This window comes from Pantoea sp. UBA4549, assembly GCF_002387285.1.
Classification (GTDB): Bacteria; Pseudomonadota; Gammaproteobacteria; order Enterobacterales; family Enterobacteriaceae; genus Pantoea; species Pantoea borealis.
Window position 1 is genome coordinate 583,303 of the sequence record NZ_DGLH01000009.1, and the last position, 18,322, is coordinate 601,624.

Below are 18,322 nucleotides of genomic sequence, written 5' to 3' on the forward strand. Positions count from 1 at the left end.
TTCACATTGCTTCCGGCAACGCGTGTGGCATCAGCCGACACTGTGCTCAAGGCTGATCGCTAACAGTTTTTGTGCTTCCACGGCAAATTCCAGTGGCAGCTCGGAGAAAACATCTTTACAGAAGCCATTAACGATCATGGAGATCGCATCTTCTTCGCTGATGCCGCGCTGCAGGCAGTAAAACATCTGATCTTCGCCAATACGTGACGTGGTGGCTTCATGCTCCAGCTGCGCGGTATTGTTACGCGTTTCCACATACGGGAAAGTATGCGCACCACAGTCAGGGCCAATCAGCATCGAGTCACATTGCGTAAAGTTACGCGCATTGGTTGCCGTCGGCATAATCTTCACCAGCCCGCGATAGGTATTCTGGCTTTTACCTGCCGATATCCCTTTGGAGATAATGGTGGACTTGGTGTTTTTACCGATATGGATCATCTTGGTGCCGGTATCCGCCTGCTGGCGACCGCTGGTCAGGGCAACCGAGTAGAACTCACCCACGGAGTAATCACCGCGCAGGATGCAGCTTGGATATTTCCAGGTAATCGCAGATCCGGTCTCAGACTGTGTCCAGGACATTTTACTGTGATCGCCTTCGCACAGCGCACGCTTGGTAACGAAGTTAAGGATACCGCCCTCACCTTCACCGCCAGGGAACCAGTTCTGTACCGTGGAATATTTCACTTCAGCATTTTTATGGATGATGACTTCAACGACCGCTGCGTGCAGCTGATAAGTGTCACGCACCGGCGCCGAGCAGCCCTCGATATAGCTGACATAGCTGTCTTCATCTGCAATCAGAATGGTGCGCTCAAACTGACCTGTTTTCGCCGCATTAATGCGGAAATAGGTCGACAGCTCCATCGGGCAGCGTACCCCTTTCGGGATATAAACAAAGGTGCCATCAGAGGCTACCGCTGAGTTAAGCGCAGCAAAGAAGTTATCGTTATGCGGCACGACGGTGCCCAGATACTTCTGTACCAGTTCCGGATGGTCATGGATTGCTTCGCCAAACGAACAGAAGATAATGCCCTGTTTAGCCAGCTTGTCACGGTAAGTGGTGGAGACCGACACGGAATCGAAAATCGCATCAACAGCGACCTCTTTCCCTTCACGTACCGGAACACCCAGCTGATTAAACGCGTCTTCCACTTCCTGCGTCAGATAGTCACTGGACGCCACGCTGCCGGATGTCTGGGTTGCACCTGGCTCGGACGCACAGCTATCGTCACAGTTGCCGCATGATGGCGCAGAAAAGTAACTGTAATCCTGATAGTCGAGCTTGTCATAGTGCGCTTTTAACCAGTGCGGCTCTTCCATTTCCAGCCAGGCACGGAAAGCCTTAAGCCGGAACTCAAGCATCCACTCGGGTTCGTTACGTTTAGCCGATATCGCACGCACTACATCTTCATTGATGCCGTGTGCCAGTTCGTCGGTTTGTAACCGGGTAAAGAAGCCCTCTTTATAGTTGAGCTTGCCTTCCCAGGTTTGTACATCATCAGATGCTTCGCTATGTCGTGACATATTTCACTTACTCGACGCCAAAGCTTTCACCGCACCCGCAGGCGTGCTGAGCTTTAGGGTTATTGAATTTAAAGATCTGGTTCAGGCCTTCACGGACATAGTCCAGCTCTGTGCCGTCGACAAACGGCATTGCCTGAAGCGGCACAAAGAGTTTTGCGCCAAACTGCTCAAACTGCAGATCGTCATCGGCTGGCTCTTTTACCAGATCCATGACATAACCAAAACCGGCACAGCCAGATTGTTTCACGCTCAGTTTCAGGCCCTTTACTGCCGGGTCCTGTTCAACCAGAGTCAGGATCTGTTTCGCTGCCGACTCGGTCAGCGTAAGTCCTTTCCAGACAAAATCGTCAGGAGAAAAGGACGCGGCGTTTACTGATGACATCGTTGTACCTCGCAAGTCTGGACCTTCTCAGGCTATCCCCCTATGGTAGTGATATCGCCTATCACTTCAACCTCTTGTTTTGCAGGGATAATCATCTCGTGCTGTTTTTTCTGCTTAATAATTAAGCATAGTCCCTTTACTGAAGCCTGTAACAGACAGTTTTTATTCGGGACAAATATCACAACTTATTGATATCGTAACATTTTATAAAAAGAGACCCCAAAGCTGTCAACCTGTGTACAGGTTACGCCTTTACTGAATGTAAAGAGATTGTTATTGCCGATTTTAGTAACAGGTTACAGACATCAATATTTTTTTTAGCGGGAATTGCATTCCTGACGCAGTTTAATATGATAATGATTATCATTAACTGTTTAGGCGGCGCTATGACACGTACCGTTTCAGCCTGGTTACAACACAAAATCAGCGACTATAAATTCGCCGTACGCGATATCACCGTAGATTTCTATCTGGCAGAAGCCAGACTTAACCGGCCGGAGTGCTCACTCGGGCAGCTGCGCCGGTTCAATGATACCTGCCTTGATATGGCAGAAATCTGCGACATCAACGGCGACGATCGCAGCTATCTGCACGCCTTAGGCAAGCTGCACCATCGCCTGATTCAGGAGATGGGCAACGATGACCGCGACCGGCTGTTTCGTCTGCAGGCGTATCAGTTCGCCCGCCAGTCACTGACGCACCTGTGTCATAAACTGGCACAGAGTGGCGACTGGGACCAGGCAACGCGCCTGCAGCGTGATTTTGTCCGTCACGCTGGCTGGATATTCTAATCCAGCTTTGTGACGGCTCCTACATTTTGTTTACATCAATTCCAGCAGCGCCTGTAAAGGATGCCGCATGCCGTTGCCTTCTGCGCGTTTAACCTGACTGCGACAGGAAAAGCCGGTGGCCAGACAGCGCTGGCGCGGCAGCCGCTGTAGCTGCGGATGCCAGGAGAGCGCATAAATACCGAGTGAGTTTTCCAGATGCTGCGCCTCGTGGCCATACGTTCCCGCCATGCCACAGCAGCCGGTATTAATGTTTTCCAGCCGGGCACCGAAGCGGGCAAATATCTTCTGCCACTGATCCGGCGTAGCGGGCAGCGCGGTCACTTCAGTACAGTGCGCAAACAGATACCAGGGCTCACCGCTGACGGGCTGGTTTACCCCGCCAGCCAGCGCCTGCTGCAGCCACTCGTGCACCAGCAGCACGCTAAAATCACCGCGCTTACTTTTCAGTACCTGCTGATACTCATCGCGATAGCAGAGTACGGTCGCCGGGTCGACACCAACCATCGGGATCCCGAGTTTTGCTATCCGGTTAAGCAGTTCAGCGGTTTTCGCCGCTGTACGGGCGAAACGCTGCAGAAACCCTTTTACATGCTGCGCTTTTCCGTTGGGTGAGAAAGGCAGCAGCACCGGACGGTAACCCAGTTTTTCAATCAGTGAAATAAAGTCGGTCACCAGCTGAGCTTCGTAGTAGCTGGTAAACGGATCCTGCACCACCAGCACGCACTGCTGTCGCGCTGCGCTGTCCATCGCCTCCAGCTGCTCCAGCGTCAGGCTCATGGCCGGATGCCCGCTCAGGCGCTGTTTAAGGTTAGGTGCGGAGAGCTGAGGCAGATCCACCATACCGATATGGGTTTTGCTGAATTCGCGCATCCACGGCTGCTGCAGAAAGAAATTAAACACTTTTGGCGCTTTTGCCATCAGCGGCGCATAGCGCTCTACGCTGGCCACCAGGTGATCGCTGACCGGTCGCAGATAACGCGTATGGTAAAGCTGCAAAAAGCGCGCACGGAAATCGGGCACATCAATCTTAACCGGACACTGTGTCGAACAGGCTTTGCAGGCCAGGCAGCCTGACATCGCCTCTTTGACCTCATGGGAGAAGTCATACTCTCCGCGGTTAGCGTGCCAGCTGTTACGCGTACGCTGGATCAGCATACGCAGGCTGGCTCCCTGCCGCGGCAGCGCCTGCTCAAGCTGGTCAGGATCAACACCCTGCTCCGACAGCAGGCGCAGCCATTCACGCGTCAGAGCCGCACGCCCTTTCGGCGAGTGAATACGATTGCGGGTAATTTTCATTGACGGACACATCGGGCTGCGCGCATCAAAATTAAAGCAGAGACCGTTGCCGTTACACTCCATCGCGCCGCGCCAGCTGGTGCGTACCGTCAGCGGGATCTGACGATCCAGGTCGCCGCGCATCGCCCCGTTCACCTGCATCATCGGCGCGTCGCTCTCCAGCGGCGTGCAGATTTTACCCGGATTAAGCCGGTTATCAGGATCGAAGGCGCGTTTAATCCGACGCAGCTCAGTAAACAGCGTTTCACCAAAAAAGGCCGGACTGTACTGCGCGCGGAAACCTTTGCCATGCTCCCCCCACAGTAACCCGCCATAACGGGCCGTCAGCGCAACCACCTCATCCGAAATCTGCTTCATCAGCAGCGCCTGCTGCGGATCGCACATATCCAGCGCCGGACGCACATGCAGTACGCCCGCGTCAACATGGCCAAACATACCGTAGCTCAGGCCGTGGCTATCCAGCAGCGCGCGAAACTCGGCAATGTAGTCAGCCAGCTGCTCCGGCGGCACCGCCGTATCCTCAACAAAGGGAATGGGCTTGGCGCGACCCTGCGCATTGCCCAGCAGGCCAACCGCTTTCTTGCGCATAGCGTAAATACGTTCGATATCCGCCAGTTCATCACAGAGCTGATAGCCTATTACGCCGCCCTGCTGCTGCGCCATCAGCGTATCCAGCCGGCCACAGAGCCGGGCAATTTGCTGTTCGATAAGTGCGCCGTTATCGCCCGCAAATTCGACGATATTCAGCCCCAGCATCGCTTTATCAGGGATATCGGTGATCAGTTCCTTAACGGAGTGCCAGACAATATCTTCACGCGCCAGATTCAGCACGTTTGAATCCACGGTTTCGACTGACAGCGCCTGCGCTTCCACCATAAACGGGGCGTTGCGCAGCGCTGAGTCGAATGACTCATATTTAACGTTGACCAGACGACGGACTTTGGGGATCGGCGTGATATCAAGACGCGCTTCTGTGATGAACGCCAGCGTGCCCTCGGCACCGCACAAGAGCCGGGTCAGATCGACCTGCTGCATATCATCACTGAAGACGTGGCGTAAATCGTAGCCGGTCAGGAAACGGTTAAGCTTCGGAAACTTTTCAAGGATCAGCGCGCGCTGCTCGCGACAGCTTTGCAGCACCGTCTGATAGATACGGCCTTCGGGCGTCGGCGTTGCGGCCAGCTGCTCCGCCAGCGCCACCGGTATGGCGCGCGTATCAAGGATATCGCCGCCCAGCAGCACCGCACGTAATCCTTCGACATGATCGGAGGTTTTACCGTATACCAGCGATCCCTGGCCTGAGGCATCGGTATTGATCATACCGCCCAGGGTGGCGCGGTTACTGGTGGAGAGCTCCGGTGAAAAGAAGAAACCGTAAGGTTTGAGCCAGGCGTTAAGCTGATCTTTCACCACCCCCGCTTCAACCCGCACCCACCCCTGCTCAGTATTAATCTCCAGGATACGGTTCATGTAGCGCGACATGTCGACCACAATGCCCTGATTCAGCGACTGTCCATTGGTGCCGGTGCCGCCGCCACGCGGAGTAAACGTCAGGCTGGCAAAAGCGGACTCGCCGGCCAGTCGCGCAATCAGGGCGATATCAGCGGTCGAGCGCGGAAACAGTGCCGCATCCGGCAGAAGCTGATAGATGCTGTTATCCGTGGAGAGGGAGAGACGGTCGGCATAGCTGGTAGCGGTATCGCCGGTAAAACCCTGCTCTTTGAGCGCCTGTAAAAAGGCGAGAACTTGCTGAACCAGGCCGGGAGCCTGCGGAATTTGTGGGATCATGGTGTCGTGACCGGGATGTTGTAAACGTTTGCGTAGTAAGTTTTTTAACCTCTGGTTGTATCACATTTTTTTCCTGCCTGCTGGCATTTCCCTGCCCTCGCTCAGCGACCCTGCTTTTCCTGTTTAATTTTCAGGAAATAGCGCATGATGATTTCGGGCCCGGGGCCCTTCCTGAAGGATTAACTGAGGTTGAATCGCTGTTATGAAAAGCCTGCAACGCGGCGTGGATCTGCCGCAACTGCTGTTCTCGCTGATGTTTATTTTACTGATGATTATCGCCTGTCTCTGGGTGGTACAACCCTTTATTCTGGGCTTTGCCTGGGCAAGCATGGTGGTGATTGCCACCTGGCCACTCATGATCCGCCTGCAGCATCTGCTGTGGGGACGCCGCTCCCTGGCCGTTATCGCCATGACTATTTTGCTGCTGCTGCTGTTTATTATTCCGATTGCGCTGCTGGTCAGCAGCCTGATTGATAACAGCGCGCCGGTTATCGCCTGGGCTACCCAGCGCCATCTGCTGATGCCGGAGCTCGCCTGGCTGCGTGAAATACCGTTCGCCGGCAACAAACTCTATATCAGTTACCATAAGCTGGTGGATGGCGGGGGGTCAGCGATCATGCGCCAGGTGCAGCCCTACATTGGCCGCACGACCGGCTTTTTTGTCGCGCAGGCGGGGCATTTTGGCCGCTTTATGCTGCATCTGGCGTTGATGCTGTTGTTCAGCGTGCTGCTCTACTGGCGCGGTGAGCAAGTGGGACAGGGTATTCGCCACTTCGCCTATCGTATGGGGGGAGGCCGTGGCGATGCTGCGGTACTGCTGGCCGGACAGGCAATCCGGGCCGTTGCGCTGGGTGTCGTGGTCACGGCACTGGTTCAGGGGGTATTAGGCGGTATCGGACTGGCGATATCGGGCATACCTTATGCCACGCTGCTGACGGTGCTGATGATCCTGACCTGCCTGGTACAGCTGGGGCCACTGATTGTCCTGATACCGGCAATTATCTGGCTCTACTGGAGTGGTGATACCACGTGGGGCACCGTGCTGCTGGTCTGGAGCTGTATTGTTGGCACACTCGACAACGTATTGCGTCCGGTCCTGATCCGCATGGGGGCCGATCTCCCCATGATTCTGATCCTGTCGGGTGTCATTGGCGGTCTGATCGCCTTTGGCATGATAGGTCTGTTTATTGGCCCGGTTGTCCTGGCGGTTTCTTATCGCCTGGTTTCAGTGTGGATGCATGAAGCCCCGGCACCGGATAATGATATGGAAACGGCGATCGAGGCGCTGGCAGAGCATGAAGAGCTGCCCTGACAGGTTAATGGTCGCACCGGCTTAAACATTCATGCCTGAGCATTTATAAGATGGGCTTTTTTTCATAAACGGTTTTTAAGAAAAAACGCGATTTTCAGCGCTTAAGTCCGCCCTGCTGGCTGGAATGATTATTTTTCGTACTGAATCGCCCCTTGTAGTGGGTAAAAAAGGCGACAAAAGATTACCAGCTTTAAACTAATAAGAGGATTCTTAAAGACTATGGCAGGCGCAATAAATAATATGTTTCTCATGTTGAAAATCAACCTACTGATTTTTAAATAACCTTTTTCCCCTGAGTAACGTAAAAGAATTGCTGTGTGTAGTCTTTGCCCATCCCCTGTGATGGGCTTTTTTTTTGGTCCGCATTCAGATACCGCTGTTGCCGCACATGTTATATAAGCCGGCCGGATGTTTAGCACCTGAAACCCCGTGTTATTGTGCTAAAACGGCCGCTCATCCTGCAGCTTAAGCACGCATTAATCATGACGCGTACAGCATGGCCATACGCGTCATGTTCAGAGGTTAAACGCGCTGTGCGGATGCAATCTCAGCGAGGCTCAGCCAGGTTTCCACCACCGTATCCGGATTCAGCGACAGGCTGTCGATGCCCTGCTCCATCAGCCAGGCCGCAAAATCCTGATGATCGGAGGGTCCCTGTCCGCAGATACCGACATATTTGCCCTGTTTTTTTGCTGCCTGAATCGCCATTGAGAGCAGCGCTTTCACCGCTTCATTGCGCTCATCGAACAGGGCAGAGACTACGCCAGAGTCGCGATCCAGCCCCAGAGCCAGCTGGGTCATATCGTTGGAACCAATTGAGAAGCCATCGAAGTGCTGCAGGAACTGCTCTGCCAGCAGCGCATTTGACGGGATTTCACACATCATAATCACTTTCAGGCCCGCTTCACCGCGCTTGAGCCCGTGCTTTGCCAGCTCAGCCACGACCGCCTCAGCCTGATCAACGGTACGCACAAAAGGCACCATGATTTCGACGTTGCTCAGTCCCATCTCATTGCGCACCCGCTTCACGGCTTCGCACTCCAGCGCAAAGCAGTCGCGGAAGCTGTCGGCAACATAGCGCCCTGCGCCACGGAAGCCAAGCATCGGATTCTCCTCTTCCGGCTCGTAGCGCTCTCCGCCGACCAGGTTGGCATACTCATTCGACTTAAAGTCAGAGAGACGCACAATAACGCGCTTCGGCGCAAAGGCGGCGCCCAGAGTGGCAATTCCCTCGGTCAGACGTGCGATATAGAACTCAACCGGGTCGTCAAAGCCCTTCATCATCTGGCGGATCTGCTGCTGTAATTCTGGCGTCTGCTGATCAAACTCCAGCAGCGCTTTAGGATGCACGCCAATCATACGGTTGATAATAAACTCCAGCCGTGCCAGACCGACGCCCTCGTTGGGCAGACAGGCGAAGTCAAAGGCGCGATCGGGATTACCGACATTCATCATGATCTTAAGCGGCAGGTCAGGCATGGTGTCGACCTGAGAACTGGCGACCTCAAAATCAAGCAGATCATTGTAGACGTAACCGGTATCGCCTTCGGCGCAGGAAACCGTGACTTTATGGCCGTCACGCAGGTGATCGGTGGCATCACCACATCCCACAACCGCCGGGATCCCCAGCTCACGCGCAATGATCGCCGCATGACAGGTGCGTCCGCCGCGGTTGGTCACGATGGCAGAGGCCTTTTTCATGATGGGTTCCCAGTCCGGGTCCGTCATATCGGTAACCAGCACGTCGCCCTTCTCAATGCGGTGCATTTCGCTGATATCGTGGATCACCTTGACTTCACCCGCGCCGATACGGTGGCCGATTGCGCGTCCTTCAACCAGCACCTGACCTGTGCCCTGCAAACTGTAGCGCTCCATCACCTGACCGTTTGAGCGGACGGTTTCGGGGCGCGCCTGTACGATATAGAGTTTTCCGGTATGCCCGTCCTTCGCCCACTCAATGTCCATCGGACGCTTATAGTGCTGCTCAATCAGCACCGCCTGGCGTGCCAGCGCCTGCACTTCGTCGTCGGTCAGGCTGAAGCGATCGCGTGTTGCCTGCTCCACATCCTCAATACGCACCTGCTCGCCATGCGTTTGGGAGTCGGCATAGACCATGCGGATTTTTTTAGACCCCATCGTGCGTCTGACAATCGCCGGGCGGTTTGCCGCCAGCGTGGGTTTATGCACATAAAACTCATCAGGATTGACTGCGCCCTGTACCACCATCTCGCCCAGCCCCCAGGCTGAGGTAATAAAGACAACCTGATCAAAACCTGACTCAGTATCAATGGTAAACATTACGCCGGAGGCTGCGAGATCGGAGCGAACCATGCGCTGCACCCCGGCCGAGAGCGCTACGCCGCGATGATCGTAGCCCTGATGCACCCGGTATGAGATAGCCCGATCGTTAAACAGCGATGCATACACGTGCTTAACTGCCACCAGTACGGCATCAAACCCCTGTACATTAAGAAAGGTTTCCTGCTGGCCGGCGAATGAGGCGTCTGGCATATCCTCGGCGGTAGCAGATGAGCGAACGGCAAAAGAGGCGTCGGCATCATCAGCAGAAAGCTGCTCATAAGCAGCACGAATAGCCGTTTCCAGCGCCGGCTGGAATGGCGTGTCCACCACCCACTGACGGATCTGCTTGCCCGCTTGGGCCAGCGCCGCCACGTCATCAATATCCGTTATATCCAGTAGTGCATAAATGCGCTGGTTCAGTCCGCTTTGGTCGAGAAACTGATTGAACGCGTCAGATGTCGTGGCAAAGCCATTGGGCACAGATACGCCCAGCGACGACAAATTGGTAATCATTTCTCCCAGAGAGGCATTCTTGCCCCCCACCCGATCAACATCATGCATGCCAAGCTGGTTATACCAGAGCACTAGCGATTGTTGGTCTTGATTGGACATTGAGATGATCCTTTTAAATGATTAGGGCACATGGAACATTTTGCTATTCGCCACAGCAGCCTGGCACAATCGGTTTATAAAGACTAAGTGTTGAATCGTTAAAGCAAAAAAAGAGAGATAAAATCAGACTATTACCTGCCAGGGTTGACGTTGCGCAAACGGCGATATTATTGCTAACAGCCTGCTGCAATAATGAATTTTCCATTTTTATAGCATTATCAGCAGATTGCTGTTGCGCAAACGACATTATGCGGAGCCTGCGCGTCATTTATGAAACTGTGGCAGATGCTGACGTTTATTTATCGCTTTTTCTTTATAATGCTATTAACGTCAGATATGACACTATTTCAGCCTGAGCACAGCGACATATGGATATTTCATTTCGGTTTAATTTGAAATGAAATCGATTAATTCACTATTCATTCAGAGAGCACTTTTCAATGAGCACTGAACGCAGCGTGTTTTATATTTCAGACGGCACCGCCATCACAGCAGAAGTACTGGGCCATGCGGTGCTCTCTCAGTTCCCGGTTGATACGCACAGCGTTACCCTGCCGTTTGTAGAAAATGTGCAGCGGGCCCAGGCGGTCAAAGCGCAGATCAACGCGCTCTGGCAGCGCAGCGGCGTGCGGCCGCTGGTGTTTTTTTCCATCGTGACGCCCGAAGTTCGCGATATTATTCTGGAGAGTGAGGGGTTTTGTCAGGATATTGTGCAGGCGCTGGTGGCTCCCCTGCAGAGTGAGCTGGGCGTCTCTTCCATGCCGGTGGCACACCGTACACACGGGCTGACCGCGAGCAACCTGGGTAAATATGATGCGCGTATCGCCGCAATTGACTACACCCTGGCGCATGACGATGGGATTTCACTGCGCGGACTTGAAGATGCCCAGGTGATCCTGCTCGGCGTTTCACGCTGTGGTAAAACCCCGACCAGCCTCTACCTTGCCATGCAGTTTGGTATTCGCGCAGCCAATTACCCTTTTATTGCTGACGATATGGATAACCTCAAACTTCCTCCTGCGCTGCGGGCACATCAGCATAAGCTGTTCGGGCTGACCATTGACCCGGAACGCCTGGCGGCAATTCGTCAGGAGCGCGCGGAAAATACCCGCTACGCCTCGCTGCGCCAGTGCCGGCTGGAAGTCGGTGAAGTCGAGGCGCTGTTCCGCACGCATCAGATCCGCTATCTCAACAGTACCAACTATTCGGTGGAGGAGATTGCCACTAAAATCCTCGACATTATGGGTCTGCAGCGGAGTATGTACTGAAGCGCACCCTGAGCGGGCCGCGTTTTTACTATCTCTGTGATTTTGCTGGTTGAATTCAGGACATATTGGTTTATTGTGAACCTCATCACTTCCCGGTATATCACCGCTGCGAAGAACCTGTTTGAGAGCCACTATGAACAAAACTGATGAACTGCGCACGGCGCGAATTGGCAACCTGATCACGCCTGCCGCGCTGGCCAGCCAGCACCCGCTGTCTTCTGATATCGCGGCCAGCGTTACGGCAGCCCGCCAGCGTATTGCGCGTATTCTGACCGGCGAAGATCCACGCCTGCTGGTGATTATCGGCCCCTGCTCGCTGCATGACCCGCGCGCTGCGCTGGATTATGCCGCACGCCTGCAGCAGCTGCGCGAGCGGTATCAGGATCGGCTGGAAATTGTGATGCGCGCCTACTTTGAGAAACCGCGTACCGTAGTGGGCTGGAAAGGACTGATTTCCGATCCCGACCTTGACGGCAGCTTTGACGTAAACCGCGGTATCGCTATCGCGCGTAAGCTGTTGCTGGATATTAATGCGCTGGGTCTGCCAACGGCGACTGAATTTCTGGATATGGTTATCGGCCAGTTTATTGCCGATCTTATCAGCTGGGGTGCCATTGGTGCCCGCACCACGGAAAGCCAGATCCACCGCGAAATGGCCTCTGCGCTCTCCTGCCCGGTGGGGTTCAAAAATGGCACCGACGGTAACGTGCAGATTGCCGTTGACGCCATTCGTGCTGCCCGCGCCAGCCATATGTTCCTGTCGCCTGATAAAGCGGGTCAGATGACCATTTATCAGACCAGCGGCAATCCGCACGGCCATGTGATCCTGCGCGGCGGGCGTCAGCCAAACTATCACGCGGAAGACGTTGCGGCCGCCGCGGCCAGCCTGCATGAATACAGCCTGCCTGAACAGATGGTGATCGATTTCAGTCACGGCAACTGCCTTAAGCAGCATCGTCGGCAGCGTGATGTGGCGCGTGATATCGCCGCGCAAATCCGCGCCGGTTCCCGCGCGGTAGCGGGCGTCATGATTGAAAGTTTTCTGCAGGAGGGTAACCAGAAAGTGGTGGCCGGGCAGCCGCTGGTTTACGGCCAGTCAATCACCGATCCCTGCCTTGGCTGGGAAGATAGCGCGGCGGTACTGGCGGAACTGGCTGCCGCAGTCGACAGCCGTTTCTGATATCAGCTGGAGCAGCTGACCTCCAGCGTTTTACTCCACTCCGGCGGCCGCTGGCGCAATGCTGCGCTGCTGGCCGCTTCATCAAAGGGGTGCTGCAGCGCCAGATGCAGCTCTTGGAGCGCGGCCGTTTCGCCCCGCTCCACCTCTTCGATAACCTGCTGGGCCAGATAGTTGCGCAACACGATTGCCGGGTTGGCCGCCTGCATAACCGCCTGCCGCTCGCTGTCGCTGGCTTCATCCTGCAGCAGCCGCTTCTGATAGCCGCTATACCAGCTGTCAAACGCGTCGCGATCGATAAACTCATCGCGCAGCGGCGAGCGCGTTTCCTGCTGTCCGGTATAGCTGAGCTGGCGAAACGTAAAGGTGTAATCGCTGTGCTCATTGCTCATCAGCGCCAGCAGCTCGCTCAGAATCGCATTATCCTCTGCCTGCGGCGTCAGCAGGCCAAGTTTCGCCCGCATGCGCTCTCCCCAGACCCGCATCAGTTCAGGTTCATAGTGGCTCAGCGCCTGCTTCAGCTGCTCCGCAGAGAGTAATCCTGACAGCGCGTGTGCCAGCCGGTTGAGGTTCCACAGCCCAATCGTCGGCTGATTATTAAATGCATAGCGGCCCTGATAGTCGCTGTGATTACAGATAAAAGCAGGATCGTAATCATCAAGAAAGCCATAGGGACCGTAATCCAGCGTCAGACCCAGAATTGACATGTTATCTGTGTTCATCACCCCGTGCGCAAAGCCTGCGCTCTGCCACTGCGCGATCAGGCGGGCGGTGCGTTCTGTCACATCCGTGAACCACAGCAGATAGCGATCCGGTTCCGCCTGCAGATGCGGCCAGTGATGACGGATCGCATAGTCTGCCAGCTGGCGTACCTTATCCGTCTCTCCCGCGTAGTAGAAATGTTCAAAGTGACCAAAACGCAGATGACTTTCCGCGATACGCATCAGCATCGCGCCGCGCTCCTGCGTTTCACGCAGCACCGGCTCGTCACCTATGGCCAGCGCCAGGGCGCGCGTCCCGGGGATACCCAGATGGTGTAACGCTTCTGAAGCGAGAAACTCCCGCACGCTTGAGCGGATCACTGCCCGTCCATCCCCCATCCGGGAATAGGGCGTTAAGCCTGCGCCTTTCAGATGCCAGTCCAGCTTACGTCCATCCGCAAGCAGCTGCTCACCCAGCAGCAGGCCGCGTCCGTCACCCAGCTGCCCGGCCCAGACGCCAAACTGGTGGCCGCTGTAGACCTGAGCGAGCGGATCCATGCCAGGCAGCAACGCCTGACCGCTCCAGACGCCGTGGCCGTCACCGGCAAACAGCTCAGCATCCAGCGCCATTTCCGCCGCCAGTGGCGCGTTATGATAAAGGAGACGTCCTCCCGCCAGCGGCGTGGGCTGCAGCGATGTGTAACACCCGGTCAGCTCCTGCTGCCAGCTATTGATAAATTGCATATATACTCCAGAGGTGCTTAATAATGCAGCACCAGGATAGCGTGTCGAGAATAAAGGATAGTCTGGCACGGCGCGTCTATGAAAAACAGCGCCTGAATTACTGCTGCGAGGGAGTGGTTTGCGTCAGAAAAGGAATGATGAGATCGTCTAACCGTTCCGCTTTAACCACCGGGAACACATTACCCTGAATGTGCACACCGGTCAGATGGCTGACTTTGCTCAACAGGCGCGCATCATCGATACCCGAAATAATTATCTGCTGTGTATAGCTGCTGAAATTATCGATAACCGCCTGCATAAAAGGGATAAAAGAGGCACGCTTCGCCAGATTCTGGATAAATAGTTTATCCAGTTTCAGGACACTAAAAAGTGCATCATAGACCGCCGTTGCCGGCGCTTTACCGGCACCGAATTGTGAAAGCGATAAACGGAATTGATGATTAAGCCGGGATAAAATCGGATGTGCCTTACCGGCAGATAATTGCGGAAACGTTTCGCTGATGTCCATTACGATAAATGGCAGCTGTTTAAATTTCCTTAACAGAATTTCACTTTCCAACAGCATTTCGGCCAGCGATTCGTCAATTCTCATTAGCGCATTAACCTGATTACGCTCAAAGAAAGTACGGTGTTTTTCCAGTATTAAAAGCTGAGCCTGCAGCAGCCTTAGCTGCTGATTTGCATCGAGCTGCGGCAGCAGTAAATCCTGAGGCAACGTAATTGGCGCACTGTCATGAACAAACTGTGTGACCAGCTCAACCGCGGTGAGCTGGCCTTCCAGCGTATAAGCCGGATAAAACCAGGTTTCCGACTGATAGTCGGCCGAAATATGGACTTTCATTTTTTACAGCCAGAGGCAGTGGCAATGGACGCATCGTATATCAATGAAAAGAGTCAGGCAATAGGGCCAAACGGCAGAAGAGAAGGTGTTTTAGCGCCTAATGCAAGCTATTAATCATTAAATTATACTTAAGCCAAATATGCCGGGTTAATATCCACAATGATAAAATCTTTAGCTCTATTTTTAGTATTAATTTGCCCGGGGGTAAAGTACCAATTTTAATGAGAGTTTTATTTCATCAAAAAAAGAAATAATGGCGCGAATTATGCTCTCTTTTCACCACGCTATTTCATCCATTCAGAATGCAACTTGTCATATTCTGCGCGCCTGCCAGAACACCCGCTGCCAGTAAACATTATTGAGTGAAGATCGAATCACGCCTTTACTGGTTGAGGCGTGTATAAAGGTATTGTTGCTGGCATAGATCCCGACATGCAGCCCGTTTTCGCCACTGCCGGTTTTGAAAAAAAGCAGATCGCCGGGTACTAAATCACGCGGATCGATACGCTTGCCGATTTTGGTCTGGGCGCGTGTGGAGCGTGGCAGCGCGATGTCAAAGCGATCGCGGAACGTCAGAAAGACAAATCCTGAGCAGTCAACACCTCGCGGACTCAGTCCCCCATAGCGGTAAGGCGTGCCCTGCCAGCGGCTAAGCTGATAGTTGAGACGGGTCTGCACGGCAGCAGGATCAGAGAGACGGGAATCGGGCGGAGGCGCATGATGACTGCACCCTGTGACCATCAGCACAAATAGCAGAATAAGTAACCGCATAGCCTGTTCCCTGTCAGCCCGATCCGGCAGACACTGTAGCCGTAAACGCGCGCAGTGCGCAAGTCAGGAGAGCAGCAGCAGGCGCCCCTGCGGCGTATCGACTTCCGTCACCTCTGTCTGATACAGGGGCGCAAGCCGGGCGGCCGTCAGCACCTCATGCGCCCTGCCCTGATATTTCAGCGCTCCCTGATGCAGTAACCAGACGCGATCTGCGTAGCGCAGCGAATGGTTCAGGTCATGGCTGCTGGTCACCACGCCAATGCCGGCGGCGCAGAGCTGCTGCAAAAGCCGGGTGACTCCCTGCTGCTGTACCACATCCAGCGCACTCATTGGCTCATCGAGCAGCAGCAGACAGCCCTCAGGATTAATGTCGGGATGAATTTGCAGTATCACCGCCAGCAGTCGCACCCGCTGCCACTCTCCCCCGGAGAGCTGAGTCAGGTTACTCCCCAGCTTGTGATGCAGACTCAGCTGAGACAGCAAATGCGCCAGCACGTTATTCAGCGCAGTACCCGCTTTACGCGGCAGGTGCATCTGCAGGTAGTGCCAGACCGGCATCGCGCCAGGCGCAGGTTGCTGCTGAGGCAGCCAGCCACGCTGCTGAGCCAGCGCGCGTCCTGACAGCGCAGCCACAGCACTGCCGTTAAGCAGCAGCTCTCCGCGGGAAGTGGCAAGACCGCTTAGCGCTTCCAGCAGCGTACTCTTTCCTGCGCCGTTAGCCCCTGCCAGATGTACCCACTCACCGCGCGCGAGAGTGAGATCCAGCGGTGCCAGACGGCCGGGGCAGCTCAGCCCCTGACACGCCAGCAGCATGTCAGGCGGTCAGCGCCTGCTCAATACGCTTAAGTACCTGCGGCGCATCCGGAGCCATATCGGGTGAAAAACGGGCGATAACGTTGCCCTGCTTATCGATCAGAAACTTCTCGAAGTTCCACAAGATATCGCCGGGCTCTGCCGGCGCCCGGCCTTTCGCTATCATACGCTCAAGAAAACCGCTGCCCTCCGGACGCTCAGCTTCCGGCTGCGCGTTCACCAGCGCCTGGTAAAGCGGATGGCGCTGCACGCCGTTGACGTCCGTCTTGTCAAACAGGGGGAACGTGACGCCATAAGTAGTGCTGCAAAAGGTCTGAATCTCTTCATTCGTGCCCGGCTCCTGTTCCAGAAACTGGTTGCAGGGAAAGCCCAGCACGCTAAAACCCCGCTCCTGAAACGCTTTATGAAGGGATTCAAGCTGCTCATACTGCGGTGTCAGTCCGCAGCGGGAGGCGACGTTCACCACCAGCAGTACGCGGTCACGCCAGGCGTCCAGCGTGGTCGCCGTACCGTCAAGGGTTTTCAGGGGGATCTGATACAACGTCATGGTGTTCTCCTGTGTCCGTCAGATAACGCCAGCCGCAGCTAGCGTGAAGATTTTGCTAAAAGCAGAATAAACAGCGGTGCGCCCAGCGTCGCGGTAACCACACCTATCGGCAGTTCAGCAGACGTCAGCAGCAGCCGCGCGAGAATATCCGCGGCCAGCAGCACCACCGCACCTGCCAGCGTGGCTGCTGGCAGTAAATAACGATGGTCGCTGATGCCGCTCAGCCGCAGAAGATGCGGGACAACCAGGCCGACAAAGCCGATAGCTCCCGCCAGCGCCACGCTGACCCCTGTCAGCCAGCCCATAGCCAGCACCAGCAGGTTACGCCACAGCGGCAGCGATAAGCCGAGCTGACGCGCAGAGGTCTCGCCCAGTGCCAGCAGATTCAGCGTGCGTGCACTGCACAATAGCGCGGCAGTGACCGGCATCAGACTCAGTATCAGCCAGCCATAGCGCCAGTCAACGCCGCCAAAGCCTCCCATCATCCAGTACATCAGCTGACGCAGATCGAGCGTGGTACTGAAGTAAACGGCCCACGTCATCACCGCGCTGCAGATAATACCCAGCGCCACACCGGTAAGCAGCAAGCGACTGCTGGCCAGCTGACGACGGGCAAAATGCAGCAGGATCAGCGTGACCACCAGTGCTCCAGCCATCGCCGCCAGCGCCAGGCTCCACAGGGAGCCGCTGCCAAGCAATACACCCAGTACCAGCCCTACGCCAGCGCCGTTAGAGACGCCAAGCAGCCCTGGCTCAGCCAGCGGGTTAGTAAACAGCGCCTGCATAACGGTACCGCAGAGCGCCAGCGCAGCGCCTGTCGCAATGACTGCCAGCGTACGCGGCAGACGCAGCTGCCAGATAAACAGTTCGCCCTGTGGGGTAAACCACTGCGCAGGCAGAAGCCAGCGCTCGCCGGCGCACAGACTGATCAGGCTGAGCAGCAGCAGCAGCGTGGCAAGCAGCACTAATGTATGCCGGCTACGGCGACCGGTCTGACGGGCAAGCTGATCCAGCAGAGTCATAAGCGAGGCAGTTAAGCAGGAGAATGAGACGATTGTAGAGAGATTATGGCAAAAAGAAAGCCACAGCCTTCAGGCTGGCGCAGCAATAAAAAAGGCCGCTAAGCGGCCTTTTTATCATACTGAAATCAGTCAGCATCCTTTGGTGACGCGTTTTCAACGCGACTTTTCAGCTTTTGCCCCGGACGGAAGGTCACCACACGGCGCGCGGTGATAGGAATATCCTCTCCCGTTTTCGGGTTGCGGCCCGGACGCTGGTTTTTATCGCGCAGATCAAAGTTACCAAATCCGGACAGCTTAACCTGTTCTCCATTTTCCAGCGCGCGGCGAACTTCTTCAAAAAAAAGCTCTACCAACTCTTTGGCGTCGCGTTTGCTCAACCCGAGTTTTTCAAACAGATATTCTGACATTTCAGCTTTTGTAAGCGCCATAGGT

16 protein-coding genes and 1 other RNA gene are annotated in these 18,322 nt (G+C 55.1%); 5 read left to right on the plus strand and 12 right to left on the minus strand.

The window, feature by feature from the left end; genetic code table 11:
* Nucleotides 1–30: 30 nt before the first annotated feature.
* A complete protein-coding gene (sufB, locus tag B3041_RS09430) occupies nucleotides 31–1,524 on the minus strand; it encodes a Fe-S cluster assembly protein SufB (protein ID WP_065649475.1) in 1,494 nt (497 codons plus the stop codon).
* Between the two features lie 7 nt (nucleotides 1,525–1,531).
* Nucleotides 1,532–1,906, minus strand: coding sequence for a Fe-S cluster assembly scaffold SufA (gene sufA / locus B3041_RS09435; protein WP_065649476.1), 375 nt, complete (start codon nucleotides 1,904–1,906; stop codon nucleotides 1,532–1,534).
* Nucleotides 1,907–2,292: 386 nt separating this feature from the next.
* Between sufA and B3041_RS09440 the strand changes: the two genes are divergently transcribed.
* Nucleotides 2,293–2,697 (plus strand): hypothetical protein, encoded by a 405-nt coding sequence (locus tag B3041_RS09440; protein ID WP_065650480.1) that lies wholly within the window; start codon nucleotides 2,293–2,295, stop codon nucleotides 2,695–2,697.
* A 30-nt stretch (nucleotides 2,698–2,727) separates the two neighbouring features.
* Here B3041_RS09440 and ydiJ read toward each other — a convergent pair whose 3' ends face one another.
* Complete coding sequence (gene ydiJ, locus B3041_RS09445; protein WP_292971693.1) at nucleotides 2,728–5,781, minus strand: D-2-hydroxyglutarate dehydrogenase YdiJ; 3,054 nt, start codon at nucleotides 5,779–5,781, stop codon at nucleotides 2,728–2,730.
* A gap of 202 nt (nucleotides 5,782–5,983) precedes the next feature.
* Between ydiJ and ydiK the strand changes: the two genes are divergently transcribed.
* Nucleotides 5,984–7,093 (plus strand): AI-2E family transporter YdiK, encoded by a 1,110-nt coding sequence (gene ydiK / locus B3041_RS09450; RefSeq protein ID WP_292971696.1) that lies wholly within the window; start codon nucleotides 5,984–5,986, stop codon nucleotides 7,091–7,093.
* Nucleotides 7,094–7,342: 249 nt separating this feature from the next.
* Nucleotides 7,343–7,451: antisense sRNA RprA (rprA, locus tag B3041_RS09455), an RNA gene on the plus strand.
* Between the two features lie 164 nt (nucleotides 7,452–7,615).
* On the opposite strand, the gene ppsA is transcribed toward rprA, so the two are convergent.
* Nucleotides 7,616–10,006 carry a phosphoenolpyruvate synthase gene (ppsA, locus tag B3041_RS09460; RefSeq protein WP_065649479.1) on the minus strand — a complete coding sequence of 797 codons (2,391 nt, stop codon included), beginning with the start codon at nucleotides 10,004–10,006 and terminating at the stop codon, nucleotides 7,616–7,618.
* A 43-nt stretch (nucleotides 10,007–10,049) separates the two neighbouring features.
* Nucleotides 10,050–10,253 carry a hypothetical protein gene (locus tag B3041_RS09465; RefSeq protein ID WP_139074198.1) on the minus strand — a complete coding sequence of 68 codons (204 nt, stop codon included), beginning with the start codon at nucleotides 10,251–10,253 and terminating at the stop codon, nucleotides 10,050–10,052.
* A 193-nt stretch (nucleotides 10,254–10,446) separates the two neighbouring features.
* On the opposite strand from B3041_RS09465, the gene ppsR reads away from it, so the two are divergent.
* Nucleotides 10,447–11,274, plus strand: coding sequence for a posphoenolpyruvate synthetase regulatory kinase/phosphorylase PpsR (ppsR, locus tag B3041_RS09470; RefSeq protein ID WP_292971701.1), 828 nt, complete (start codon nucleotides 10,447–10,449; stop codon nucleotides 11,272–11,274).
* A gap of 133 nt (nucleotides 11,275–11,407) precedes the next feature.
* Nucleotides 11,408–12,454, plus strand: coding sequence for a 3-deoxy-7-phosphoheptulonate synthase (locus tag B3041_RS09475; RefSeq protein WP_065649481.1), 1,047 nt, complete (start codon nucleotides 11,408–11,410; stop codon nucleotides 12,452–12,454).
* Nucleotides 12,455–12,456: 2 nt separating this feature from the next.
* Here the strand turns inward: B3041_RS09475 and B3041_RS09480 are convergent, their stop codons facing one another.
* From B3041_RS09480 to ihfA, 7 genes are all read right to left on the minus strand, one after another.
* Complete coding sequence (locus tag B3041_RS09480; RefSeq protein WP_065649482.1) at nucleotides 12,457–13,896, minus strand: protein adenylyltransferase SelO; 1,440 nt, start codon at nucleotides 13,894–13,896, stop codon at nucleotides 12,457–12,459.
* A 97-nt stretch (nucleotides 13,897–13,993) separates the two neighbouring features.
* Complete coding sequence (locus tag B3041_RS09485) at nucleotides 13,994–14,737, minus strand: EAL domain-containing protein (RefSeq protein ID WP_065649483.1); 744 nt, start codon at nucleotides 14,735–14,737, stop codon at nucleotides 13,994–13,996.
* A 312-nt stretch (nucleotides 14,738–15,049) separates the two neighbouring features.
* Nucleotides 15,050–15,508, minus strand: a complete 459-nt coding sequence (locus B3041_RS09490) for an NlpC/P60 family protein (protein ID WP_065649484.1) — start codon at nucleotides 15,506–15,508, stop codon at nucleotides 15,050–15,052.
* 63 nt (nucleotides 15,509–15,571) lie between these two features.
* Nucleotides 15,572–16,321 (minus strand): vitamin B12 ABC transporter ATP-binding protein BtuD, encoded by a 750-nt coding sequence (gene btuD / locus B3041_RS09495; RefSeq protein ID WP_292971707.1) that lies wholly within the window; start codon nucleotides 16,319–16,321, stop codon nucleotides 15,572–15,574.
* A gap of 1 nt (nucleotide 16,322) precedes the next feature.
* Complete coding sequence (locus tag B3041_RS09500) at nucleotides 16,323–16,868, minus strand: glutathione peroxidase (RefSeq protein ID WP_292971710.1); 546 nt, start codon at nucleotides 16,866–16,868, stop codon at nucleotides 16,323–16,325.
* A 38-nt stretch (nucleotides 16,869–16,906) separates the two neighbouring features.
* On the minus strand, nucleotides 16,907–17,890 hold the full coding sequence (gene btuC / locus B3041_RS09505; protein WP_292971713.1) for a vitamin B12 ABC transporter permease BtuC: 984 nt from the start codon (nucleotides 17,888–17,890) through the stop codon (nucleotides 16,907–16,909).
* A gap of 125 nt (nucleotides 17,891–18,015) precedes the next feature.
* Complete coding sequence (ihfA, locus tag B3041_RS09510) at nucleotides 18,016–18,318, minus strand: integration host factor subunit alpha (RefSeq protein ID WP_021506246.1); 303 nt, start codon at nucleotides 18,316–18,318, stop codon at nucleotides 18,016–18,018.
* Nucleotides 18,319–18,322: the final 4 nt, after the last annotated feature.